The sequence below is a fragment of the Acinetobacter sp. KS-LM10 genome, assembly GCF_036896575.1.
In the GTDB taxonomy this organism is placed as follows: Bacteria; Pseudomonadota; Gammaproteobacteria; order Pseudomonadales; family Moraxellaceae; genus Acinetobacter; species Acinetobacter avistercoris.
This window is the reverse complement of the sequence record NZ_CP145906.1, coordinates 1,735,741-1,760,332: the sequence shown is the minus strand read 5'-3', so window position 1 is coordinate 1,760,332 and position 24,592 is coordinate 1,735,741. Positions and strand designations below refer to the sequence as shown.

The window sequence follows — 24,592 nt, the reverse complement described above, 5'->3', positions numbered from 1 at the left end:
CGTTTATTTAAACTTTTATTTTGTATCGTGAAATTTAATTGTTATAGTATGTATGAATTAACTTGATATCTGTTCAATATGACAATAAATAAAAAAGGTGAAACGCCTAACTTTGATGAAATTCGTTTAGATCCTATTTCGCACATTCATCGTGAAAATAACCCTCAGTTTATTGCGTCTATTGCACGTGGATTAGAAATATTAAGATGCTTCTCTGGAACAAATCAGCTACTGGGTAATCAGGAAATTGCACAGTTAACCCATTTGCCGAAACCAACAGTTGCACGTATTACCAGTACTTTAGTTTCTTTGGGCTATTTAAAACAACTCCCCAATACCACGAAGTATTTATTAGATGTTGGCGTTCTGGCGCTGGGCTATTCTGCATTAAGTAATATCTCTGCACGAAATCAGGCCTATCCTATCATGGAAGAAATGTCTCGTTATGCTCAAGCACCCGTTGCGATGGCAACCCGTGACCGTTTGAATATGATTTATCTAGAGGTTGTACATACTGACTCAAATCTCACGATGCGCCGTTCAGTGGGTTCTACGCTGCCAATACACTCGAGTGCCATGGGACGTGCTTGTCTAGCGGCGATGGAAATTAAAGAAAGAGAATTCTTATTTGACGCGATTAAAAAAAGAAATGAAGAACAATGGCTCAACATTAAACGCAATTTAGAACGTGCAATTCGTGATTATCAAGATTATGGCTATTGTTTATCTTTAGGTGATTGGACTAAAGATGTGAACTCAGTTGCAGTTCCTTTGGTGCATCCAAAGCATGGGATCTTAACCTTCAATTGTGGTGCGCCGAGTTATTTACTCAACCAAGAAAAACTGGAAAATGAAATTGGACCGCGCTTGATTCATATGGTAAATAATATTTCGGATAATCTGAATAGTATCTAGGGTTTATTTAATTTATAGCGACCAGATAACGATTAAGACTTTAGTAACTCACTTTCTTTAGTTGGTGATATATTTTTTAAAAACCATTTAAAAAAACAAAAAAACCGATTCGTTTGAATCGGTTTTTTTCTTCAATTTTTAAACAGAATTATAAATCGATTAAATTGAATAGATTATTCTGCTGAAATATCTTCGAATAACACTGAAGATAAGTAACGTTCACCAGCATCAGGTAGGATCACAACGATCGTTTTACCTGCGTTTTCTGGACGTGATGCAAGCTCATGTGCTGCGGCTAAAGCGGCACCACTGGAAATACCAACAAAAATACCTTCTTGAATCGCAGATTGACGGGCAAAATCAATTGCGACCTGATTTTCAATCGCAATCACTTCATCGACCAAGTCTAAATCTAAATTCTTCGGAATAAAGTTAGCACCAATTCCCTGAATTTTATGCGGCCCCGGTGTTATGGATTCACCTCGTTTGGTTTGACCAATAATGGGTGAATCTGCAGGTTCTACCGCCACAGAATAAATCGGCTGATTTTTAATTTTTTCAAAATAACGTGAAACACCGGTAATCGTACCGCCAGTACCTACACCCGCCACAAGAATATCGACTTTCCCGCCTGTTGCTACAAAAATTTCTGGACCAGTGGTTTCTTCATGAATTTGTGGGTTGGCTGGATTTTCAAACTGTTGTGGTAAGTAATACTGATCAGGATTTTCAGTGGCTAGACGTACTGCCTCTTCGACCGCACCTTTCATTCCTTTTGCTGCTTCAGTTAAGACTAAGTTAGCCCCCAAAGCTTTAAGCACTTTACGACGTTCAATACTCATGCTGGCTGGCATGGTTAACGTAATCTCATAACCTTTGGCAGCTGCAACAAAAGCAAGTGCAATACCTGTATTACCACTGGTTGGTTCTACAATATGCATGCCTTTTTTGAGTTTTCCACTTTTTTCCGCATCTGCAATTAATGCTGCACCAATACGGTCTTTCACTGAAAAAGCAGGATTTCTGGCTTCAGTTTTTGCAAGAACAGTAGCACCACCCGTAATCAATCGGTTAATACGAACCAATGGCGTATTACCAATTGAATCAGCATTATTGCTATAAACCGCGATACCTAAATTTTCAGATTGAGGAAATTGTGCATCAGTTGCCATGAATCATCCTTTTATATTCTTAAAACTACTGTTTAATCATAATCCTATTTCATTTTCGTTATATATCCAATTGTAATCAATTGATATACGTTTTAATGAAATCATTATTCAATTTGATGATTTAACTCATTTAATCGCAATAAAACCATAAAAATTTAATATTTGAGTATACGTTTGAACTGTTTTAAAGCCAGCCTGATGATAAATCTCTTTTAAAGCATCTGTCGTGATTAAATGAAAATCATACTCTAAACGATCCAACATGGCTTGGCTTTGAGTCGCTGGCAAACCGATTGATTCAGTTAAGTATTTTAAAGAAATTTTATCGGATTCGTTGTCTATCTGTACTAAATCAAAATTAATACAAAGACCATTCGGCTTCAATACTTTGGCAATATCACTAAAAAAATTTGTTTTACTCTCTTCAGCAATAAAATGAGAAACCAAAATACTTAAAACTGCATCGAAATGATTGGAAAATGCATCTAATCCTTGTGTATCGGTATGGATAAATTCAACACGTGATACATCAGCGCTATCCGATAAATTACGTTGGGCGTGTTGCAGCATTTCTAAAGCAGGATCAATCGCGACCAGTGTCATAGACGGAAATTGATCGAGTAAATATGACAACTCATAACCTGTGCCGCAGCCCACAATTAATAATTTCGCATCAACTGGAAGACGACTTTTTAAGATCGCCTGAATTTGTAAATGAACCAATTCATAACCAGGAATGAGCTTTCGAATATGCTCATCATAAGCAGCAACGACTTTGGGATGATTAAAGTTTTTAGCCACATTTTCACCTTTGGTTTATTTTCTATTACGTTTGTTTTCTATTAGGTTTATCTTGTATTAGAACTATTCTCAATGAGCATTAAATTAGCTTGATATTCAAAATAGAATGCCAAATTTAAAATCCTTAAATTTGGCATTCTTACAGCAATATTTTCTAAAATTCCATCAGTACTATGCCATTTCGTCTAATAGATTCAATTCTTTGCGCATAAATTCTTGTAATTTGAATTTTTGCGCCTTGCCTGATGCTGTCATTGGGAATTCAGTAAAAAATCTCACATAACGTGGAACTTTATTGTGCGAAATATGCTCTTTACAGTAGGCACGAATACAGTCTTCGGTTACTTGATGATGTTCATGCAAAATAATACATGCGCACAGTTCTTCACCGTATCGAGCATCTGGTAAGCCAATAACTTGAACATCAGAAACATCGGGGTGTTTATATAAGAAATCTTCAATTTCTTTGGGGAATAAATTTTCTCCACCACGGATCACGACGTCTTTAATACGTCCTTTGATTTTGATAAAACCAAAGTCATCCATTTCCGCGATATCACCCGTATGCATCCATTTCGCGACATCGACTACTTCACGGGTTTTTTCTTCGTCTTCCCAATAACCCAGCATAACTGAATAGCCGCGCACACAAAGTTCTCCTAGCTTTCCTCTAGGCACAACTTTGCCTTGTTCATCAACAATTTTAATTTCAATATGTGGATGTACTCGCCCAACGGTGCTGACTCTTTGCTCCAAAGAATCTGTCGTCGAACTTTGCGCACTTACAGGTGCTGTTTCTGTCATTCCGTAGCAAATAGTAATGTCTTTCATATGCATGCGATCTATCACACGCTGCATGATTTCACGCGGACAAGGACTTCCAGCCATAATGCCGGTTCTCAAACTGCTTAAATCAAAGTCATCAAATTGTTCTTGTTCCAGCATCGCAATAAACATGGTGGGGACACCATAGGCTGCTGTACATTTCTCTTTTTCAATTGTTTTTAAACTTTCTAAGGGATTAAAAACAGCAGCTGGATAAATCATCGCAGAGCCATGTGTAATACAGGCTAAATTTCCCATCACCATTCCAAAGCAATGAAACAGAGGCACAGAGATACAGACTCGATCTTGTGGTGTGAGATGAATCGCCTCTCCCACAAAATATCCATTATTCAGGATATTGTTGTGGGTTAACATCGTGCCTTTCGGGTTGCCTGTCGTGCCTGAGGTAAATTGGATATTGATGGTTTCGTCAAATTGTAATTCACTGGATAATTTTTCTAAGTCTTTTAATTCTGTGTCTGTGGGTGTAGGCATCAAGTCCGCGAAACGATGAAAACCAACATGATTCTCATCATCTATTTTAATGACTATTTTCAAATGCGGTAAACGAGCGGATTCTAAAATTTTATCTGTTGCTTGAGAAAGCTCTGGCGCAATTTTATATAAAATTTCTTGATAATCAGTGCTTTTAAAGGAGGAAGCAATGACCAATCCTTTACAGGCCACTTTGTTTAAAACAAATTCAAGTTCACTGCTTTTGTAAGAAGGATTGAGATTGACCAAAATAATGCCTGCTTTGAATGCAGCAAACTGGGTAATCGTCCATTCCACACAGTTTGGTGACCATATCGCAAGACGATCACCTTTTTTTAATCCGAGTTTTAATAGCTGACAGGCAAAAGCATTGACCTTTTCATGCAGTTGTCGATAGCTTAAACGGATATTTTGATGAACACTCACCACGGCATCCTGATCTGCATATTGTAAACACGCTTGATCAAACTTATCCCCTATGGTCATTCCCAGTAAAGGTTGGCTACTGGTGCCATAGGCATAACTCAGTCGTAATTGCGTCATTGAATCATACTCCTTGATTCTCTTTTTATTACTGTTCTTACATTCAAATTTTAGCTATACGCGATTACTACTTATTCAAAACAACATCCTTTGTGTATGAATAGATCCTCTTACTCTCCCTTTGATATGACTGCATTCACACAAAAATCTGCAATTTGCTTCACGAAGTAACCCTTATAACTGTCATCAAACATGATATTACGAGATGGATTCAAAGGTTCTATCACCACGAATGTCATGGCACCCACGACACACAGTGCTGCGGTATTTAAATCTTCGAAACCAAACTCTCCATTGATTTTTCCTTCTGCAAGGATTTCTTTAATCGACTGTTTAATGAGCTGCTTACTGCGAAACCGCTCATGTTCAATCGTTGGGTCGACAGGTTCAAACATGAGTGAATAAGACAATTGAGGACTATTCAATGCACGTTTAACAAATGTCGTAACCGCTTTATGTAATTTTTGCGCCGCGCTTAAATCCGTTCGCGCGATATTATTTAAAATATCCACCTCACCTGTAATCGCATGTGAAAGCACTTCGATCAGGATCTGATTTTTATTTTCAAAATAACGATATACCAAACCGCTCGAAACGCCCGATTTATCCGCTATTGCTTGAACTTGTGCATCTTTAAAACCCCCTTCAGCAATGAGTTCTCTCGCAGATTGCAAGATCGATTGACGATTTTGCTCCATGCGCTCTTGCATTAAGGATGATCTTTTATAGCTCATAATTGTCTGCCTAATCAACTAAAATGAATTATAAATCATTTTCTGAATATGTATTCACTTTTTTAAAAAATAAATGTATTGTAGTTTCTAAGCACAGGAAATTTGCTTCTAGTAAATAAAAATAGAACTTTTAGGATGAATGAAAAAATGAATTTACACAGCATCGACTTCGGACTAGATGAGACTTTAATTGCCCTACGTGATTCTGTTGCGGCGTTTTGCGCTAAAGAAATTGCACCGATTGCGCAACAAGTCGATAAGGACAATCTTTTCCCTGCCCATTTATGGAAGAAGTTTGGTGATATGGGATTGATGGGTCTGACCGTGAGTGAAGAATATGGGGGCTTAAATCTAGGTTATCTTGCTCACATCGTCGTCATGCAAGAAATTTCCCGTGCTTCTGCTTCTATTGGTTTGTCTTATGGTGCGCATTCCAACCTCTGCATTAATCAAATCAACCGTAATGGTTCTGAAGAACAGAAACAGAAATATTTACCTAAATTAATTTCTGGTGAATTTGTCGGTGCATTGGCAATGTCTGAACCCAATGCAGGCTCAGATGTTGTCAGCATGAAATTACGCGCAGATGATCATGGTGATCACTTTGTTCTCAATGGCTCAAAAATGTGGATCACCAATGGCGGTGATGCCGATGTCCTCGTTGTTTACGCAAAGACCGATCTTCAGGCCGGTGCGAAAGGCATGACAGCCTTTTTGGTTGAAAAAGACATGGACGGATTTAGCCATGGATCACATTTAGACAAATTGGGAATGCGGGGTTCAAATACTTATCCGCTCTTCTTCGACAACGTCAAAGTACCCAAAGAAAATGTCATGGGTGGTGTGGGCAATGGTACGAAAGTATTGATGAGCGGCTTGGATTATGAGCGTGCAGTATTAAGTGGTGGTCCATTGGGCATTATGGATGCTTGTTTGGATGCCGTGATTCCATATATTCATGAACGCAAACAGTTTGGACAATGCTTAGGTGAATTTCAACTCATGCAAGGCAAAATTGCAGATATGTATTCTACCTGGCTTGCATGTAAAGCACTGGTATACGCCGTAGGTGCTGCATGTGATCAAGCAGATCATGACCGTGGTCTACGTAAAGATGCTGCCAGTGCAATTCTCTACTCTGCTGAAAAAGCCACATGGATGGCAGGTGAAGCAATTCAAACGCTTGGTGGTAATGGTTATATCAATGACTATGATACGGGGCGTTTATGGCGTGATGCAAAACTTTATGAAATTGGTGCAGGCACATCGGAAATTCGCCGTATGCTGATTGGTCGTGAACTTTTCAACGAAACCAAATAAGTCAATCCTAGTCATACAAGGACGTTCACGATGAATGAAATTCAAAGTAAATTAAATATTAGAAGTGAAGATTTTAAAATTAACCAGACAGCCATGCTGAGCTTGGTTGATGATTTAAAGCAAAAAGCCCAAACCATTGCATTAGGTGGTGGTGAAAAATCTCGTCAAAAACATTTAGATCGTGGGAAATTACTCCCACGTGATCGTATTGATCAACTGATTGATGCTGGAACTGCTTTTCTTGAAATTGGTCAATTGGCTGCCTACCAAGTCTATGCAGATGATGTCCCTGCTGCGGGTGTAATTGCAGGAATTGGTCAAGTACAAGGCATTACTTGTATGATTGTTGCCAATGATGCAACGGTCAAAGGTGGAACCTATTATCCATTGACGGTAAAAAAACATTTACGTGCACAAGAAATTGCTGAACAAAACCATTTACCATGTATTTACATGGTGGACTCTGGTGGTGCCTTTCTTCCTCTGCAAGATGAAGTCTTTCCAGACAGAGATCATTTTGGACGAATTTTTTACAATCAAGCACGCATGTCGAGTTTAGGCATTGCACAAATTGCAGTGGTTATGGGTAGTTGTACTGCTGGTGGTGCCTATGTCCCTGCTATGTCTGATGAAACAATTATTGTCCGTAATCAAGGCACCATCTTTTTGGGTGGCCCACCGCTGGTTAAGGCTGCGACAGGTGAAGTGGTAAGCTCAGAAGATTTGGGCGGCGGTGATGTACATACACGTCTTTCTGGCGTTGCGGATCATCTTGCTGAGAGCGACGAACACGCGATTGCGATTGCACGTAATATTGTAAAAAACCTCAACATTACACCTAAGCCATTTACTGAGCAAATAGAAGCGCCTTTATATGATGCTGAAGAACTCTATGGCGTAATTCCAAGTGATGCACGCAAACCATTTGATATTCGTGAAGTGATTGCACGAATTGTAGATGGTTCTCGACTCGATGAATTTAAAGCGCGATATGGCACAACCCTGATCACTGGTTTTGCCAAAATTTACGGTATGCCCGTTGGCATCATTGCCAATAATGGCATTCTTTTTTCAGAGTCTGCTCAAAAAGGCGCGCATTTTATTGAGCTATGTACACAACGTAATATTCCGCTCTTATTTTTACAGAATATCACTGGCTTTATGGTCGGTCGTCAGTATGAAAATGAAGGTATCGCCAAAAATGGTGCCAAACTGGTTATGGCTGTAGCAACAGCGAATGTACCTAAAATCACGTTGGTGGTGGGTGGTTCATTTGGCGCGGGGAACTACGGCATGTGTGGTCGCGCTTATTCACCTCGATTCTTATGGACTTGGCCGAATTCACGTATTTCGGTGATGGGTGGTGAACAAGCAGCAAGTGTTCTCTCTACCATTAAACGCGATCAAATCGAGCAACGTGGTGAAACTTGGTCAGCTGAAGAAGAAGATCAATTTAAGCAACCTTATCGTGATCAATTTGAAAAACAAGGACATCCTTATTATGCATCTTCACGCTTATGGGATGATGGTGTTATTGATCCTGCAGAATCACGCCATGTATTAGGTCTAAGCTTAGCGGCTGCTTTAAATGCTCCCATTCAACCGACTAAATTCGGTGTGTTCCGTATGTAAGGAGATAGACCATGAGCTATGAATTTTTGCAACTTGAACAACATGCAGAAGTAGCCACTGTTTGGATTAATCGTGCAGAGTTACACAATGCCTTTAATACTCAAGTCATTGAGGAATTGGATGCCTGCTTTACTGCGCTGAATACACGCGATGATATCCGTGTGGTTATTCTTGCTGGACGAGGCAAAAGCTTTTCTGCAGGTGCAGATTTAAATTGGATGAAGCAAGCAGGTGAAGCCTCCACATCAGAGAATGAAGCAGATGCCTTAAAACTTGCAAAAATGCTGCAGGCTTTAGCCAACCTTAAACAACCCACAATTGCACGTGTACATGGTATTGCCTTTGGAGGCGGTATGGGCTTAGCTTCAGCTTGTGATATTTGTATAGCCAGTACAGACGTGAAATTTGCAACCTCGGAAGTTCGTCTCGGTTTAGCACCTTCAACCATTAGCCCTTATGTGATACGAGCTATAGGTGCACGACAAGCTTCACGTTACTTTTTAACAGCAGAACGGATAAGTGCTGAACAAGCTGAAAAAATTGGCTTAGTACATGAGGTTTGTTCACCAGAACAACTGGATGCAAAAGTGAATGAAATTGTTCAAGCGATTCTTTTGGGTGGACCAGAAGCCCAAGCGTCTTCTAAACAATTGATACGTTTAGTCGACCAACAAGAACTGAGTGAACAATTATTGCTTAAGACTGCTCAACATATTGCGCAAGTTCGTCAAGGCTCAGAAGCTAAAAACGGATTAAATGCTTTTTTAAATAAACAAAGTCCAAGTTGGATTAAGACCGTGGCTTAACACGGCAACACAAGGATAAGGATCTTTCTATGTTTAATAAAATTCTCATTGCAAACCGTGGTGAAATTGCCTGCCGTGTGATTCGAAGTGCAAAAAAACTCGGCATAGCAACTGTTGCCGTTTATTCAGATGCTGATGCTCAGTCTCAACATGTGAAATTAGCTGATGAAGCGATTTATATTGGTGAATCCCCTGCTGCACTCAGTTATTTACAAGCAGATCGTATTATTCAAGCGGCTTTAAGCACAGGTGCAGAAGCCATTCATCCAGGTTATGGTTTTTTATCTGAAAATGATCAATTCGCTGCAGCGTGCGAAAAAAATAATATTATTTTCATTGGACCACCTGTAGCCGCGATTCTAGCCATGGGCTTAAAAGCCACTTCCAAAACCTTGATGGAAAAAGCGGGAGTGCCTTTAACACCGGGTTATCACGGCAGTAATCAAGATGCTGAATTTTTAAAACAACAAGCAGACGCCATTGGCTATCCTGTTCTGATCAAAGCCAGTGCGGGTGGTGGCGGTAAAGGTATGCGCTTGGTAGAACGAAGTGAAGACCTGATCGCAGCATTGAATTCGTGCAAGAGCGAAGCAAAATCAAGTTTTGGTAATGACGATGTCCTTATTGAACGCTATGTGGTGAATCCACGTCACATTGAAGTGCAAGTTTTTGGTGATCAACACGGTAATTATGTACATCTCTTCGAACGTGATTGTTCAGTACAGCGCCGTCATCAAAAAGTGCTAGAAGAAGCACCAGCACCAAAAATGTCAGAACCTAAGCTTGAGGCGATGCGTCAAGCAGCGATTGATGCTGCACGAGCTGTTGACTATGTGGGTGCTGGAACCGTTGAGTTTATTGTGGAGCAAGATGGTACAGCCTACTTCATGGAAATGAACACACGCTTACAAGTAGAACACCCTGTGACTGAAATGATTACAGGTCAAGACTTGGTTGAATGGCAACTCCGTGTCGCGTATGGCGAGCCATTACCGAAGCAACAATCTGAATTAAAGATTCATGGTCATGCTTTAGAAGCACGTGTCTATGCTGAAGAACCAGAAAAAGGTTTTTTACCTGCGATTGGTCGTATTCACTATCTACACTATCCAGAACAAAATCAGTGTGTCCGCATTGATAGTGGTATCGTTGAAGGTGATGAAATATCGACGTTTTATGATCCGATGATCGCGAAGCTGATTGTCTGGGGAGAAAATCGCGAAGCAGCTTTAGTGCAAATGCATCATGCCTTGAGTCAGTTTCATGTTGAAGGTTTAGGTAACAACATTGCCTTCTTAGATCGTTTAGTCACATGCGAATCGTTTAAATATGCCGATTTAGACACCAATTTAATTCAACGTGAAGATGAGTTTCTTTTCCAGCAGAAAACTGAAACTTCTGAGCAATTGATTATTGCTGCTGGATTGACTGAACTGCTCTCTCGCTTAGCTGTAAGCAAAGAGTTTGATCATCCTGTGTGGAAAGCAAAGCCGATTTGGCGTAGCAATATCAAAAGTAATTACACCATTAAATTTGAACATAATGAACAACCCCTTGAGCTTAAATTTAGTACCAACGGACATGGCTATTCAGCCTGTCTAAATGGAAAGAATTTTAATATTTCAGGTGAATTCATCAATAAAAATCTGATTAAGATTCAATCTGACACGCAACTCTACAAATTAAGCTTTAGCCGTAGCCAAGAGGGAATTTCATTATTTAAAGACGGTAAAACCTATGTTTTTAAGCATTTAAAAACCAATTATTTAGCGGACGAAAGTCAAGGCAATGAGTCAAATTTAAAAGCGCCAATGCCGGGTGCGGTTACACAGGTTTTTGTTACCGCCAATCAAACTGTTAAAAAAGATGAGGTTTTACTCACCTTAGAAGCAATGAAAATGGAGTATTCGATTCGTGCGCCATTTGATGGTGTCGTTGTGGCTGCCTATTTCCAACAAGGTGATCAAGTGAAGGCTGGTGATGAGCTGGTGGAGTTTCAGGCGCTCACAAAGGAGGTTGCATGACATCTTTAAATGCATCAGATTCAAATCATTTTGTAAAAATCGTTGAAGTTGGTCCTCGCGATGGTCTTCAAAATGAAAAAACACCTTTAACACTCGAAGATCGGCGTCAATTAATTTTGGACGTAATGAAAACAGGTCTGAAAAATATTGAAGTTGGATCCTGCGTGTCTGCCAAATGGGTGCCGCAAATGGCACACAGCGATGTGCTTTTTGCAGACTTACCTCAGGACAATGATATTCAATTGAGTTTACTCACTCCGAATATGAAAGGTTTTGAGTCTGCGTTGGCGGTTGGATGTAAAGAGGTTGCCGTTTTTACTGCCGCTTCTGAGAGTTTCACCCGTAAAAACATTAACTGCAGTATCGATGAAAGTTTCGATAAATTCGCAGATGTTATTCGCCATGCTCGACTCCACAACATCAAAGTCCGCGGTTATGTCTCCTGTATCGTGGATTGTCCATATGAAGGTGCCATTGATCCACAGAAAGTCGCTGAGGTGTCTAAAAGACTGCTCGATATGGGCTGTTATGAAGTGTCTTTAGGTGAGACGATTGGGACAGCTACGCCAGATCGTGTTGCCAAAGTTTGGGATGCGTGTTTGACACAAATCGATGCTCAGTCTCTAGCTGGACATTTTCATAATACTTATGGCATGGCGATTGCCAATATTTATCAATCTCTGCAACAAGGCATTCGAATCTTTGATGCATCGATCGCTGGACTTGGTGGTTGTCCTTATGCAAAAGGTGCATCTGGAAACGTATCAACAGAAGATTTATTTTACTTGCTTTCAAAAATGGGATTTGAAACGGGCGTTAATTTAGATGCACTGATGCTTGCTTCAAAAAATATAAGCCAAGTACTACAGCGCAATAACCCATCCAACTACGCCAATGCTTATTGGCAAAATAAAGTGATTTAAAACAGCTTAGTGATCACACCGAATGCTGAAATGGTATTTGGCTCAAAGTAAAAATTAAAATGAGGTGTTCAATGTCAAATAAATTCTATGACAGTGCCGCACAAGCACTGAAAGATATCGTTAAAGATGGTCAAACTTTGGCTGTCGGTGGCTTTGGATTGTGTGGCATTCCCGAAGCACTTATTGCCGCCTTGAAAGACACTGGAGCCAAAGATCTAACCTGTATTTCAAATAATGCAGGTGTAGATGGTTTCGGATTGGGACTTTTACTTGAAACCAAACAAATTAAAAAAATGATTTCATCTTATGTGGGCGAAAACAAAGAATTTGAACGCCAATATTTAAATGGTGAACTTGAAGTAGAACTCACACCACAAGGCACTTTGGCTGAAAAGCTCCGTGCTGGAGGTGCAGGTATCCCCGCTTTCTTCACTCAAACAGGGGTTGGAACACTGATTGCTGAAGGAAAAGAAGCTCGTGAATATGATGGAAAAGAATACATATTAGAAGAGTCTTTAACAGCAGATATTGCTTTGATCAAAGCCTATAAGGCAGATAAAGCAGGCAATTTAATTTTTCGTAAAACAGCACAAAATTTTAATCCTGTTTGTGCTATGGCGGGGAAAATTAGCATTGCTGAAGTTGAAGAAATTGTTGAAATTGGCGATTTAGATCCAGATTCAATCCACTTAGCGGGAATTTATATCAATCGAATTATTTTAAATAAAAACCCTGAAAAACGAATTGAACAAATGACTTTAAAGGTGGAGGCATAAATCATGGCTTGGACGCGTAATGAAATGGCACAACGAGCTGCCTTAGAACTCGAAGATGGTTTCTATGTCAACTTAGGGATTGGATTACCGACCCTAGTCGCAAACTATATTCCTGAACATATAAATGTATGGCTACAATCTGAAAATGGCTTATTGGGCATTGGTGAATTTCCAACTGAAGCCACTGTAGATGCAGATCTGATCAATGCGGGTAAGCAAACAGTAACCGCACGCAAAGGTGCATCATTTTTTTCCAGTGCAGACTCTTTTGCGATGATTCGCGGTGGCCATGTCAATATCGCCATATTGGGTGCAATGGAAGTTTCTCAATCAGGCGATTTAGCCAATTGGATGATTCCTGGTAAGAAAGTAAAAGGTATGGGCGGTGCCATGGATTTAGTTGCAGGCGTACAAAAAGTGGTGATACTCATGGAGCATTCAGCGAAAGATGGTACTCCGAAAATTGTTGAGCAATGTGCACTGCCACTTACAGGTAAAGGTGTAGTCCACCGTATTATCACCGACTTAGGAGTGCTCGACATCACGCAACAAGGCGTCAAACTGGTCGAACTTGCTCAGGATGTCAGTTTTGATGAGATTCAAAAAGTTACAGGTGTAGCTCTCATTCAATAACAGATTAAGAATGCGATTTTTTGATATTAACGCCGTTTATTGGGGTGTTTAATGATGAGATCTCTGTCATAAGTCGAAAAATGACTATTGAGTGGCCATACATTGATAGGTAAAAATCCCTTCTCCCTTTTGGAGAAGGTTAGGATGAGGGAAAATTCATGATGAGTCTGATGTATGAATAATGACTTTTGAAAGAAGTCTATTAAACTTAAACAGATACATCCATGAACCGTGTTCAGCTCTCAATTTATTCATAACTCAAATCATTGAAGCAAAATGAAGTATTTCATAATGTGATATGTTGATGATGAGCAGCTTTCATGGACGATTAACCATAATTTATCACACATGAATTTTAGTACAGAATAAATTGCTCAAAGATCAACGATTCAAAACAATCATAATTTTACTGAAACGACAGCATTTAAAAATAATATAAGTTTAAACATCATCATTTAAAAAAGTCGTAAAAATAAATCTTAAATCTAAACCAATGGCAAAAGGATTTTAGCTATGGATCATTCTCAAAATATTTTACAACGGTTTGCACTCAAAGTAAGTGACTGGTCAGAAAAATGGTTTCCTGACTCCTATATTTTCGCCCTACTCGGTGTTCTTATTGTCGCCGTTGCAGCAATAGGGATCGGTGCACCAGTACAAGATGTCGCCAATTCATTTGGTAATGGTTTTTGGAGCTTGATTCCTTTTACCATGCAAATGTGTATGTTAATTGTGGTCGGTTATGTCGTATCAGTTTCAAAACCAATTGCTCTGCTGATTCAATCCATGGCTAAAATTCCAAATTCAGGACGTGGTGCAATTGTTTTGGTTGCCACGGTCAGCTTATTGGTGTCTTTGATTAACTGGGCAATGAGTACTGTACTCACGGCTCTATTGGTCATTGCTTTGGCACACCGCAAAGAGCTGAATATGGACTACCGCGCTGCGGCTGCCGCGGCAATTATTGGTATGGGTGCAACGTGGGCACTGGGTATTAGTTCTTCAGCTGCGCAACTACAAGCCAACAAAGCTAGTCTTCCGGAACCTATCTATAATTTAACAGGTGTCATTCCATTTACAGAAACGATTTTTCTACCGCAGTCTATGATTATGACTGCGGTTCTTATTGTCGCTTCTATTGCGATCGCCTTTTGGTCAGCGCCAAAGGGAAATAGCGTTAAAACCATGGATCAGTTTGATATTCAACTTGATCAAGATCACGACCAAAAACAAGAAAAAACGATCGCGTTATCCAATAAATCCGTATCTAGCCAATCTGCCAAAAAACGCCCAGGAGATTGGTTAGAAAATTCACCACTATTGAGTATATTGATCGTTGTACTCGGTCTATTGTGGATGTTCAATGAGTTCACCAAAAGTAATCCAATTATTGCGATTTCCAGTTTAAATACCTATAACTTTATCTTTTTAATGCTAGGTATTGCATTACATGGTACGCCACGTAACTTTCTTAATGCGGTGTCTAAAGCTGTACCTGCTATTTCAGGTGTACTGATTCAATTTCCACTTTATGGCAGCATCGCCTTTATCATGACCACAGCCATGAACAGTTCAGATTTATCTTTATCTCATTATATTGCTGAATTCTTCGTATCTATTGCCTCAAAAGAAACTTTCGCTATCGTAATGGGGATTTATTCAGCAATTTTGGGCTTCTTTATTCCATCTGGTGGTGGTAAATGGATTATTGAAGCGCCATATGTGATGCAAGCAGCCAATGATTTAAAAGTTCATTTAGGTTGGTCGGTTCAAATTTATAATGCAGCAGAAGCTTTACCCAACTTAATCAACCCCTTCTTTATGCTTCCAATGCTTGGGATTTTAAAATTAAAAGCCAAAGACGTGATTGGTTTTACCGTGACTCAACTGGTGTTCCATATTCCTTTGGTACTCTTTCTTCTCTGGATATTGGGTCGAACGCTTACCTATACACCGCCAGTATTTTAATGAATTAAGAAGGATTATAAAATATAGTTCATTAGATCTCTTTCATAAGTCAAAAAATGATCATTGAGTGATAATAAATTAATCTGTAAAAATTCCTTCTCCCTTTGGGAGAAGGTTAGGATGAGGGAAAACTCATGATGAATCTTTTGTATGAATAATGACTTTTGAAAGAAGTTTATTAGATATTTAATAAATGAAATTCAACCCAATAAAAAACCGCCGTTTAAGGCGGTTTTTTTAATTTATCGATTTAATTGATATTAATCAATAAATTTTCAGTATTAACAAACTCTTGCATCTAAGCGGAACATTTCATTAACGCCCGTATAGAAACTACGTCCATCTAAGTTCAATTCAAGTTCGATACCAGACTGAAGCAATACTTTTTTACCGACTTCAACCCATTTCACGCCATCACGCGTATTTTGTATTTTCTTTGAAGGAACTAAAGATACTAAAATTTCATGACCATTTACAGATTTTGCTACTAAATTTTCAAATATATTCAACACATACACCAATTTATTTATACATATAGAACTTCAAAATTGAAAATTCTATATTTGTTTATAACCATAGATTTTGAGATCAACATTCAAAGAGAGGACATTTAATTGTCTTATTGTTTAAATACAGCAATATTTCATTTTCATTTAAATGGCATACATCACGTAAAACCACTTTCAACATCAACTTAACACTTCAAAACAACTATACATTGATCATTCTATACCAATTCCAACCATAAACTCTGTGTTTAAGGTTGGTAGCGGGAGCTGGATTTGAACCAACGACCTTCGGGTTATGAGCCCGACGAGCTACCAGACTGCTCCATCCCGCAACAATAGAGTCTTTATACGCCTTTCAAGATTGAAAAGCAACTTATCGCTTTAAAATATAACTCGTTAGCACAAAAAACACCCAAAATGATGCAGTAAGTGGATTTAACCAATAGTTAACGTTAATTTGAAATCGTTAATAAATCTAAGAGACCTGATAAAAAATACAAATTGCATATGACTGTTCACGTTTCATTTATATATTTTTATTGTATTTCAGCATATATTTATAAGTTCAATTATCCTCCCTTATGTTTTATTCATTTGTAATTCAGGACATTTATTTTGCACCTTATAATGAAGTTCAGCTTAGCTTTAATTACACTTTATAGTTCACTTAGCTTTGCTAATCCTACATTTTTAGCTGCAGATCAAGCATTCCAGATATCAAGTGAATCTATTTCCAAGCAGAGTGTCGAACTTAACTGGAAAATTGCTCCACACTATTATTTATATCATGATCAATTTTCAGTAAAGTCAGATCAGCAAATCATTGAGCTTAAACTTCCAAAAGGCCAAGAGAAAAATGATCCAACCTTTGGATTAACCGAAGTTCATTATAATCATGTTTCAGCGCAATTTTCCGTAAAACCAGATACGGCTTACACCATCCAATGGCAAGGTTGTTCGCAGGATGGTTTATGTTATCCCTTACAGCATTTAAAAATTAAAACAGATGCTGATGGTTTAATTCCTCAAATGAATGCAAATCAAAATCAAGGATTTGCTGCTCATCAACAAAAAAATGAAATTAAAAATTTAACGGATTCAACAAACAATTTAAAAGAAGCTAAAAACGCTTCAGTAATTGAAAATGAATCATTACAAGCAATCTCATCTGAACAAGATAATAATCAAAAAAGTACTGATAAAAACAATACAATGTCATTACAATGGAATGATGACCAAGGCTTTTTTAATCTTCTTTCTCAAGATACTTTGATGATTAACCTCTTTATCTTTTTTGGTTTGGGAATTTTATTGGCATTTCTACCTTGCTCATTGCCCCTTATCCCTATATTATCCACCCTTTTGATTCAGAAAAAATCAGGTTTACGTGCTGCTGCTATTGCCTCTAGTTTTGTCATTAGTATGGCGCTTATCTACGCGCTTATGGGTGTTGTCGTCGCAGAAATTGGTTATAGTTTTCAAAGATGGTTTCAAAATCCAGTTGTACTTTCAATTTTCGCAAGCTTATTCATTTTGTTTGCACTTAATTTATTTGGATTATTTAATCTCACACTGCCCAATAAATTCACACAAAAACTTAGCGATTTTCAAAATTCTCAAAAAGCAGGTTCTATTTTAGGTGCTGCGGTCATGGGTGCGTTATCTGCGCTTATCATCGGACCGTGTATGAGCGCTCCACTTGCTGGTGCATTATTGTTTGTTTCACAAAGCCATAGTGCAGTATTGGGCGGTGTGTATCTATTTTTATTAGGACTCGGATTGGGTTTACCTTTATTTATAGCGAGTGTATTTGGTTCGCGTTTATTACCGAAACCTGGTATCTGGATGAATCATCTCAAGGTCAGCTTTGGCTTTTTGATGTTATTCATGGCATTTTATTTTATTCAACCTATGTTGAAATCGACACTTTATTTAAGTTTAAACGCGATTATATTTTTAGCACTGGCAATTTATCTTAGCCTTGCTGCTATAAAAGACTCCAAATCATTTACTCAAAAATTATTGTTTATATGCGCTATTTTTTTAGCAACATCTGCTAGTATTTGGAATGTCGTTCAAGCTTATCAAAGTAGTCAAACGCAACAATTAAAAGAAAATCACTTAGCTTGGCATACCGTGAGTACTTTAGAAGCCTTAAATATGGTTCTTGAGCACGCTAAAAAAGCCAATAAAAATGTGGTCATTGATGTTTATGCCGATTGGTGTGTTGCGTGCCAGCCTCTTGAAAAAGAAGTTTTACCACGAGTAGATGTACAAGACGCACTTAAAAATAACTATCTCATTAAACTCGATTTATCCAGCTATGACTCTTCACAAGATCTAATTCTGAAAAAGTTTGAAATATTAGGCCCTCCAACATTTTTATTCTTAAATGAAAATGGCAATGAAATTCGTGATTTGAGACTCACGGGAACTTTTAAAGCAAATGCTCTGCTGACTCAATTAGAAGCATTAGCTAAGCGTTAATCTTTAATGTAATTGATCAATATTTATTTTTGTGGAATTTTATAAATTTCTAAGATTTTATAAAATGGCAAAGACGCTTCAACTAAATCTTTGCCATTAACTTAAATGATCATTGAGCGGTAATAATTTTCTATCTAAAAACTCTCTCTCACTCTGATAGAAGGTCAGGATGATTGAGGAATGATTTTTATTTTTTATAAAAATGACTTATGAATAAGCCCAGTATTATTTACTGCTTAGTAATTACAAATTTCTAAATTTAAAACTTAAATCACTAAACTCTAATCACTAAACTCTGAAACAACTTTATCGACAAACCATGCTGGGTATTCTTTGAGCTCTGGATTAATTTTTAGAAGCTCAGAAGCCTGTATCTCAGCTAAAAATGATGCTTTTTGACCATAACTCGAATTATCAAATAGATAACTTCTGTCACTATATTCAATGGCATGAATTAATAAGTCTAAGCTACGGTAATAACGTTCTCTGATTTTCTGTTCTGGGACTTTATGTCCTCCAGTTTGCACTCGATAATGTACCCGTCCAATATTAATTTCAGGATCTACCGTTGCTACATAATATAAATAGGTCCGAAAACCCTGCTCTTGGGCTTGTTTTAGAAATTCTACTTTACTGATATGTGACATGACTGTTTCAAAAGTAAAACTAATTTTCAGTCTTAAAAATTCGAATCGAATGAAATCAATGATTCGAGCAGCAAGATAAGAATCAACATCATCCATATTAAAATAGATGATACTGCCTTTCACTACGGGTGGATATGTGATGAGTTGAGATACAATTGAATTTATTTTACGTTGTTTATGTTCTAAAAACTGGACCAGCTTTTGTGCACTTAAAGCCTGATGATAAGTCCTTAAGTCGATATATTGAAATGATCTGAGCTGTTTTTCTAATTCATCTGCATTCAAATATGCCCCAACTTGATGAGGCAAAAGATATTGAATGATGGTACTTTTTCCAGATCCATTTGGACCCGCAAACATACGAATACGTGGTTGTGGCAAAGTTTAAGCCAGAGCAGAGATTTTTCTTTTACGCTTCAACACAGCATGCTTTGAATTGAATGTGGTATAGGATTTAGATAGATCCTTTAAAACAATTACATCACCATTTTCGAGTTTTTTAAGCAATTGTTTATTTTCAGCATACGTGACTGTTTCAGCTGTTGAACTTGCGTCTTCAAAAGCTTGATGAAAGGCGTGTATAGCAAGTGATGGAATTAAAGCCTCTTCACTTATAGTCGTTTTCATCGTGGTAAATATTGACATAGCTTACCTCTTCTCAGCGTATACGCATTGCAACACATGATTAAAAATTCTTATCGCAATGGTTTTATTATCTTAGCATATTAGAATTATTTGTCTAATAATTCAGCAGTATTAAGTAGGATACAATCTAAACTCATAATAAAAAACAAATCAGTTTTTTATTTAAAAAAATCAATCTTGCTCAGACATACTATAAATACATAGACATAAACTGATAGATAAAAGCCACTTATGTAGTGGCTTTTATCAAGACACTTAGATTTAGAACCAATTCATCAATGACACACCCAAGCCGACATAAGTTGCTCGATGGTTGTAATCAATCAAACTTTCACCATATCCGTCAAACAATTGAAAATGCCCCCGTAATTTCCCACTAATCGGAAACGCCCAATCAAATTGAACGGCACCATGTGAATTATCTCCACCTTTCAATGAATGGCGCAACATGAGTGAAAAATCATGATCGTTCCAACGATAAAAAGTGGTTAAATCACCTCTTCCCACGTAATTTTTGATATCCGGATTGTTGTCATCATCGGAATCTTCCTCAAGACGATACCATGGACGAATCATCATCGCGAAGTTGCCTCTTTCTAAGCCAACATTTAGCATCAATCTATTCCAACTTCGGGAAAGCGGATCTGAACGACCGTTCGATTGATGATTAAAAGTTAAACCCAGTAAGCGACCATTTAGACCTAAGAACTCGTAATTGGTTCGAAATACTAAACTTGCTTCTGGTTCATAATTGGTTTCACGAAATGGACGAGATTCATCTTCGTTATAAACCTGCCAACGCGATGATTGAGTATAGCCCAACCAAATATCACCATTATCCCCAATTAAATTTTCGACAGCCTTGGTTTTTAAAGACAGCTGGAACTTTGCTTCCATTGACTTTAAATTTTGATCTTCGGTTGCTGTGTTATTTTCATTTGGGCTTTCAGGAAATTCATTTTTGTCTGTTGTCCAAAAGCCAGGTAATAAATACACAGGCTGATGCGCTCTAATATTCCAAGTCCCTAATTTGCTGTCAGGTGACAATTCCCATCGTTTATCAAACAGAGACGTATTTGGAGAGATTTTCGGACCTTCAAGCGAAAATAAAGTGTCTATCTTACGTCCGATTCTTTCCTTAAAATCTACGGGTTCAGTTTCAGGTGGTTGAATTTGTTGTGCCGCCTGCTTTTCTGAAACTAAAACAGCTTGTTCAATTGATGGAGATTTAAAGACCAAGTCATAGCATGCCAAACGATCCGAATTGGCTTCTAAAGCAACGCAGGCTTCTGCTGATGATGGTTTTGCCGGTGTCTCGTCTACAGCATAAGCACTATTCACACTCCAAAGACTGAGCATGGTAATCATACTCAGTCTTAAAGGAGTACGTTCAATTCTTTTGAACGCCATTTAAATCTCCCCAATCTTCTAATTTACGATTTTTATTTCAAAGTTTAATTGTTCTAAAGCTTCTCTTTTCGTCATTGGCGCAACAACTGCTCTAGTGGGTTTTTGTTCAACTAAATACTGTTGAGTAACACGTTGTAGATCTTCTAAAGTGACCTGAAGTAAACGCTTACGCAACATTTTTCTGAATGCTGGAGTACGTCCATGCAATAATGCATAACATGCTGTTATCGCTTCACCAGCAGGCGAACCAGGTTTATCCATTCCAGACACCAAACCAAGAATAGCTTCTTCAAGCTGATGTGGCTTTTGCTCAGCATTTAATAACCAATCAATACTGGCTTCAAAGTCTTGGAAGGTTTCAGCTAAACGTGGATCACGATAACTATAGAAACGGAAAGCACATGCATTGCCATCATAGCTTGCCCCGCCACCATATGCCCCACCTTTTTCACGTATCGCGCTGTGTAAGAAACCATTCCGTAAATAGCCTGCCAATACCATTAATGGTGCAGCATCTGGATGTGACACATCTACAGCCGCATAAGCGGAAGCACAGAACTGCACATTAGATTGAATTAACCATGCTTCATCTTTAAAGTCTTTCTTGAAATTCGAAGAACTTATATGTCTTGGCGTACGATCAATGTCTAATTTATCCCAAACATTTTGTATTTCTTCAATCAGACGGTCTGAATGATGATCTTCACAGACCAATAAAAACTGTTTAGGCGCCAGCAATAATGCCTGATGAATCGCTTTTAATTCTTGAATCAATTGATCGTAAGCAGCATCGTCTTTTTCAATATTTACCACTAGTTCACTGAGCCAATTCAAAGCACCTAAACCAGTGACATTATAATCGCGTTCTGCTAAAGCACTCATATTGCGTGACGCGATCTGCATAGCATAACTATGGCCAGAACCTGATAAACGCGAAGCCCACCGGGTTTTACGCTGCTGTAATAATTCAATAATACGGTCTTTTTCATCGAAACGTAGTTTTTCAAATGCATGTTTCAGCAACTGAATGGTATCGACTTTATCTACTAAAGATTTAGTGGTTAGGGTTAACCAAGCACTAATTTCACCTTTGTTATTGACGTTGCTACGTAATGATGCGCCCATACCCAAACCACCGCTTACAGCAGTTTGTAGTTGTTGTAACTCTAGATAATCATATTCACCTGCACCCACCTCACCCATCAAAACAGAGAGTAAGTTGAAATATGGAGATTTTACGATTTCAGTCGGAATTTTAATAATCACTTGCTGATAGTAAATACCATTGGTCCCTGCGTGATACAGATTTAATGGCATATCCATATTATTGCTGATAATTTCACGTAACTGTCCTTGAACAATGGCAAGCTCAGCGGGAATGTCCTCTAGACCCACTTTAGGAAGTAAATCGAGATTATCAGGTGTAGCTTGACGTAAATTTAATGCATCAGTCTGTTTAATAATTTCAGCTCGATCAGCTTCACTTAAATTTGCACCAATTTCAGCCAAACGTGCTTTTTCGAGTTCTAAATCTTTCGCAGATTTTGTTGCATCAGGAATTAAGGTTAATTGAACGCGATGAGGGTTATCGATCAAATGAGTCTTAATCAAGTTTGAAAGCCACATTGGATCTTTCAATTCTTCTTTGACTTGTTCGATCGTAGAGTCTACATCCCAGACATGTATAGGGTCATTATGATGAATGACACTCCCCAATCCATTTAAGATTAAGCTCAAACCATAAGGCGTTCCATCACCATCAATTTCGCGTTGATGTAATTCGATTTGATGTAAAATTGCGTCGACTAATGTTGGATCTACTGGTTTAGAAGCAACATCTTGCAAAATTCCCATCACCTCATTTTTAAAAGTCTCAGCATGTTCAGCATTTGAACCTTGAATTCCACAATAGAACGTCATTTCAAAATTTGAATCATCTAAGCCCATAATTGGGCCTGTGGATTGTGCATAACCACAGGTTTCTAAATAGTGACGTAATGGTGATGCTGAATCTTCTAATAAAATTCCTTCAGCAAGGCGTAAGCCAAGACGTAATTTAATATCACTTGATTCAGGCAGTAACCACGAAATGACATGATAGGTTTTGTCTGTTAAATCTTCTGCGTCTACAGCATATGTTTCTGTCACTTCAATCGGTGCTGTTAAACGTTGCTCAGCTACTGAATAAAGTGTTTTACCTTTTTCAAATTTTGATAATGCTAAAGTTTCAAATTGTTCTTGTAAGTCATAGGCAGATTGATTACCAAAGGTCATAAATATGGCATTACTTGGGTGGTAATGAGATTTATAGAAATCAACTAACTCTTGGTAAGTTAGATCTGGAATGTCTTTAGGATCACCGCCAGAATTATAATGATATGTTGTTTTTGGGAATAAATGATGTGCCAACTGATGATACAACTGATCTGATGGTGCACTCATCGCCCCTTTCATTTCATTAAAAACAACACCTTTATAAACAGGTTGATCATTTTCAAGCTCAATTCGAATGCCTTCTTGCGCAAAATCAAGAGGATTCAAATTTGCTGCAAAAGCCGCATCTAAATATACAGAAAGTAGATTTTGGAAATCTTTTTTATTTTGCGTTGCAAATGGATACGCAGTCCAATCTGCCGCCGTAAATGCATTCATAAATGTATTTAATGAGCGGCGAATCATCAGGAAAAATGGATCACGTACAGGGAATTTTTCAGAACCACACAAAGCGGTGTGTTCTAAGATATGCGCCTCACCTTTTGAATCCATTGGCTGTGTACGAAATGCAACTAAAAATACATTTTCGTCATGCTCAGTGGCTAAATGATAGTGAATGGCTTGCGTGACTTTGTGTCTATATTCTGAAACAAAAATATCTAACGCGGCTACATGATGTTGACGTACCAACTGAAACGCAGGGTGAACGGTCTTGGAAATAGTTTCAGTAACATCTACTGTCATGTGAGCTCCTAAATTTGAATTTTTTAACATACCTTATTATAGCGTATGTTGATGAGATTTGATGAGTTTGTAGCAGTCTACCTTATTTTTCCGACTCTTTTAGTCAAGTTTATTATTATGTTTGTTTTAAAATTTTAAAATATTTTTTGCTTAGGCTATTTTGATCAATTAAAATTAGAGATCCTCTTTAGAAAATATCCATAATTCTGCTTTTAAATTTAATCGAGTAAATTCGTGTTTAATCTTAATGATTCATTTAGAAAATAAGCTATGAATTAAATAATAATGTCTAGAATAAAATGAATTTTATTCATCAATCTATAGTAAAGGTGAGTAATCGTGTAAACTTTCATTTTTAAATATTTATGC

Annotated in this window: 19 protein-coding genes and 1 tRNA gene; 10 read left to right on the top strand and 10 right to left on the bottom strand. The window is 37.9% G+C overall.

The features are described 5' to 3' along the window. Window positions 1-78: 78 nt before the first annotated feature. Entirely contained in the window at window positions 79-915 is an 837-nt protein-coding gene (locus V5M36_RS08025; protein WP_338557763.1) for an IclR family transcriptional regulator, read from the top strand. Between the two features lie 173 nt (window positions 916-1,088). Here V5M36_RS08025 and cysK read toward each other — a convergent pair whose 3' ends face one another. From cysK to V5M36_RS08005, 4 genes are all read right to left on the bottom strand, one after another. Beyond that, window positions 1,089-2,087, bottom strand: a complete 999-nt coding sequence (cysK, locus tag V5M36_RS08020) for a cysteine synthase A (RefSeq protein ID WP_338557762.1) — start codon at window positions 2,085-2,087, stop codon at window positions 1,089-1,091. Between the two features lie 126 nt (window positions 2,088-2,213). Beyond that, entirely contained in the window at window positions 2,214-2,888 is a 675-nt protein-coding gene (locus tag V5M36_RS08015) for a class I SAM-dependent methyltransferase (protein WP_338557760.1), read from the bottom strand. 171 nt (window positions 2,889-3,059) lie between these two features. Then, complete coding sequence (locus V5M36_RS08010; RefSeq protein WP_338557758.1) at window positions 3,060-4,751, bottom strand: AMP-binding protein; 1,692 nt, start codon at window positions 4,749-4,751, stop codon at window positions 3,060-3,062. A gap of 110 nt (window positions 4,752-4,861) precedes the next feature. Next, window positions 4,862-5,485: a TetR/AcrR family transcriptional regulator gene (locus V5M36_RS08005; RefSeq protein ID WP_338557756.1), complete on the bottom strand. Its 624-nt coding sequence runs from the start codon at window positions 5,483-5,485 to the stop codon at window positions 4,862-4,864. A gap of 147 nt (window positions 5,486-5,632) precedes the next feature. Between V5M36_RS08005 and V5M36_RS08000 the strand changes: the two genes are divergently transcribed. The 8 genes from V5M36_RS08000 to V5M36_RS07965 all read left to right on the top strand — a co-directional run bounded on the left by V5M36_RS08000 (window position 5,633) and on the right by V5M36_RS07965 (window position 15,567). Continuing rightward, window positions 5,633-6,805 (top strand): isovaleryl-CoA dehydrogenase, encoded by a 1,173-nt coding sequence (locus V5M36_RS08000; protein WP_338557755.1) that lies wholly within the window; start codon window positions 5,633-5,635, stop codon window positions 6,803-6,805. A gap of 30 nt (window positions 6,806-6,835) precedes the next feature. Continuing rightward, on the top strand, window positions 6,836-8,437 hold the full coding sequence (locus tag V5M36_RS07995) for a carboxyl transferase domain-containing protein (RefSeq protein WP_338563930.1): 1,602 nt from the start codon (window positions 6,836-6,838) through the stop codon (window positions 8,435-8,437). An 11-nt stretch (window positions 8,438-8,448) separates the two neighbouring features. Then, window positions 8,449-9,243: an enoyl-CoA hydratase/isomerase family protein gene (locus tag V5M36_RS07990; RefSeq protein ID WP_338563927.1), complete on the top strand. Its 795-nt coding sequence runs from the start codon at window positions 8,449-8,451 to the stop codon at window positions 9,241-9,243. Window positions 9,244-9,272: 29 nt separating this feature from the next. Then, complete coding sequence (locus tag V5M36_RS07985; RefSeq protein ID WP_338563924.1) at window positions 9,273-11,267, top strand: acetyl/propionyl/methylcrotonyl-CoA carboxylase subunit alpha; 1,995 nt, start codon at window positions 9,273-9,275, stop codon at window positions 11,265-11,267. Further along, window positions 11,264-12,190, top strand: a complete 927-nt coding sequence (locus V5M36_RS07980; RefSeq protein WP_338563922.1) for a hydroxymethylglutaryl-CoA lyase — start codon at window positions 11,264-11,266, stop codon at window positions 12,188-12,190. Before V5M36_RS07985 ends, V5M36_RS07980 begins: the two co-directional genes overlap by 4 nt. A 71-nt stretch (window positions 12,191-12,261) precedes the next feature. Further along, window positions 12,262-12,966, top strand: a complete 705-nt coding sequence (locus V5M36_RS07975) for a CoA transferase subunit A (RefSeq protein ID WP_338563919.1) — start codon at window positions 12,262-12,264, stop codon at window positions 12,964-12,966. A 3-nt stretch (window positions 12,967-12,969) separates the two neighbouring features. Further along, window positions 12,970-13,599: a CoA transferase subunit B gene (locus tag V5M36_RS07970; RefSeq protein ID WP_338563916.1), complete on the top strand. Its 630-nt coding sequence runs from the start codon at window positions 12,970-12,972 to the stop codon at window positions 13,597-13,599. A gap of 513 nt (window positions 13,600-14,112) precedes the next feature. Beyond that, the gene (locus V5M36_RS07965) at window positions 14,113-15,567 is read left to right on the top strand and encodes a short-chain fatty acid transporter (protein WP_338563914.1); all 1,455 of its coding nucleotides are present in this window, start codon (window positions 14,113-14,115) and stop codon (window positions 15,565-15,567) included. Window positions 15,568-15,848: 281 nt separating this feature from the next. Here V5M36_RS07965 and V5M36_RS07960 read toward each other — a convergent pair whose 3' ends face one another. Both V5M36_RS07960 and V5M36_RS07955 read right to left on the bottom strand, forming a co-directional pair. Then, on the bottom strand, window positions 15,849-16,076 hold the full coding sequence (locus V5M36_RS07960) for a hypothetical protein (protein ID WP_445206317.1): 228 nt from the start codon (window positions 16,074-16,076) through the stop codon (window positions 15,849-15,851). 255 nt (window positions 16,077-16,331) lie between these two features. Further along, window positions 16,332-16,408 (bottom strand) — tRNA-Met (locus V5M36_RS07955). Window positions 16,409-16,703: 295 nt separating this feature from the next. Here V5M36_RS07955 and dsbD point away from each other — a divergent pair. Then, window positions 16,704-18,563: a protein-disulfide reductase DsbD gene (dsbD, locus tag V5M36_RS07950; protein WP_338563909.1), complete on the top strand. Its 1,860-nt coding sequence runs from the start codon at window positions 16,704-16,706 to the stop codon at window positions 18,561-18,563. Window positions 18,564-18,844: 281 nt separating this feature from the next. Here the strand turns inward: dsbD and V5M36_RS07945 are convergent, their stop codons facing one another. The 4 genes from V5M36_RS07945 to V5M36_RS07930 form a co-directional block, all read right to left on the bottom strand. Beyond that, a complete protein-coding gene (locus tag V5M36_RS07945; RefSeq protein WP_338563907.1) occupies window positions 18,845-19,591 on the bottom strand; it encodes a zeta toxin in 747 nt (248 codons plus the stop codon). 3 nt (window positions 19,592-19,594) lie between these two features. Beyond that, window positions 19,595-19,855, bottom strand: coding sequence for a hypothetical protein (locus V5M36_RS07940; RefSeq protein ID WP_338563904.1), 261 nt, complete (start codon window positions 19,853-19,855; stop codon window positions 19,595-19,597). Window positions 19,856-20,116: 261 nt separating this feature from the next. Continuing rightward, window positions 20,117-21,265: a phospholipase A gene (locus tag V5M36_RS07935; protein ID WP_338563901.1), complete on the bottom strand. Its 1,149-nt coding sequence runs from the start codon at window positions 21,263-21,265 to the stop codon at window positions 20,117-20,119. 18 nt (window positions 21,266-21,283) lie between these two features. Further along, window positions 21,284-24,223, bottom strand: coding sequence for an insulinase family protein (locus V5M36_RS07930; protein WP_338563898.1), 2,940 nt, complete (start codon window positions 24,221-24,223; stop codon window positions 21,284-21,286). Between the last annotated feature and the right edge of the window lie 369 nt (window positions 24,224-24,592).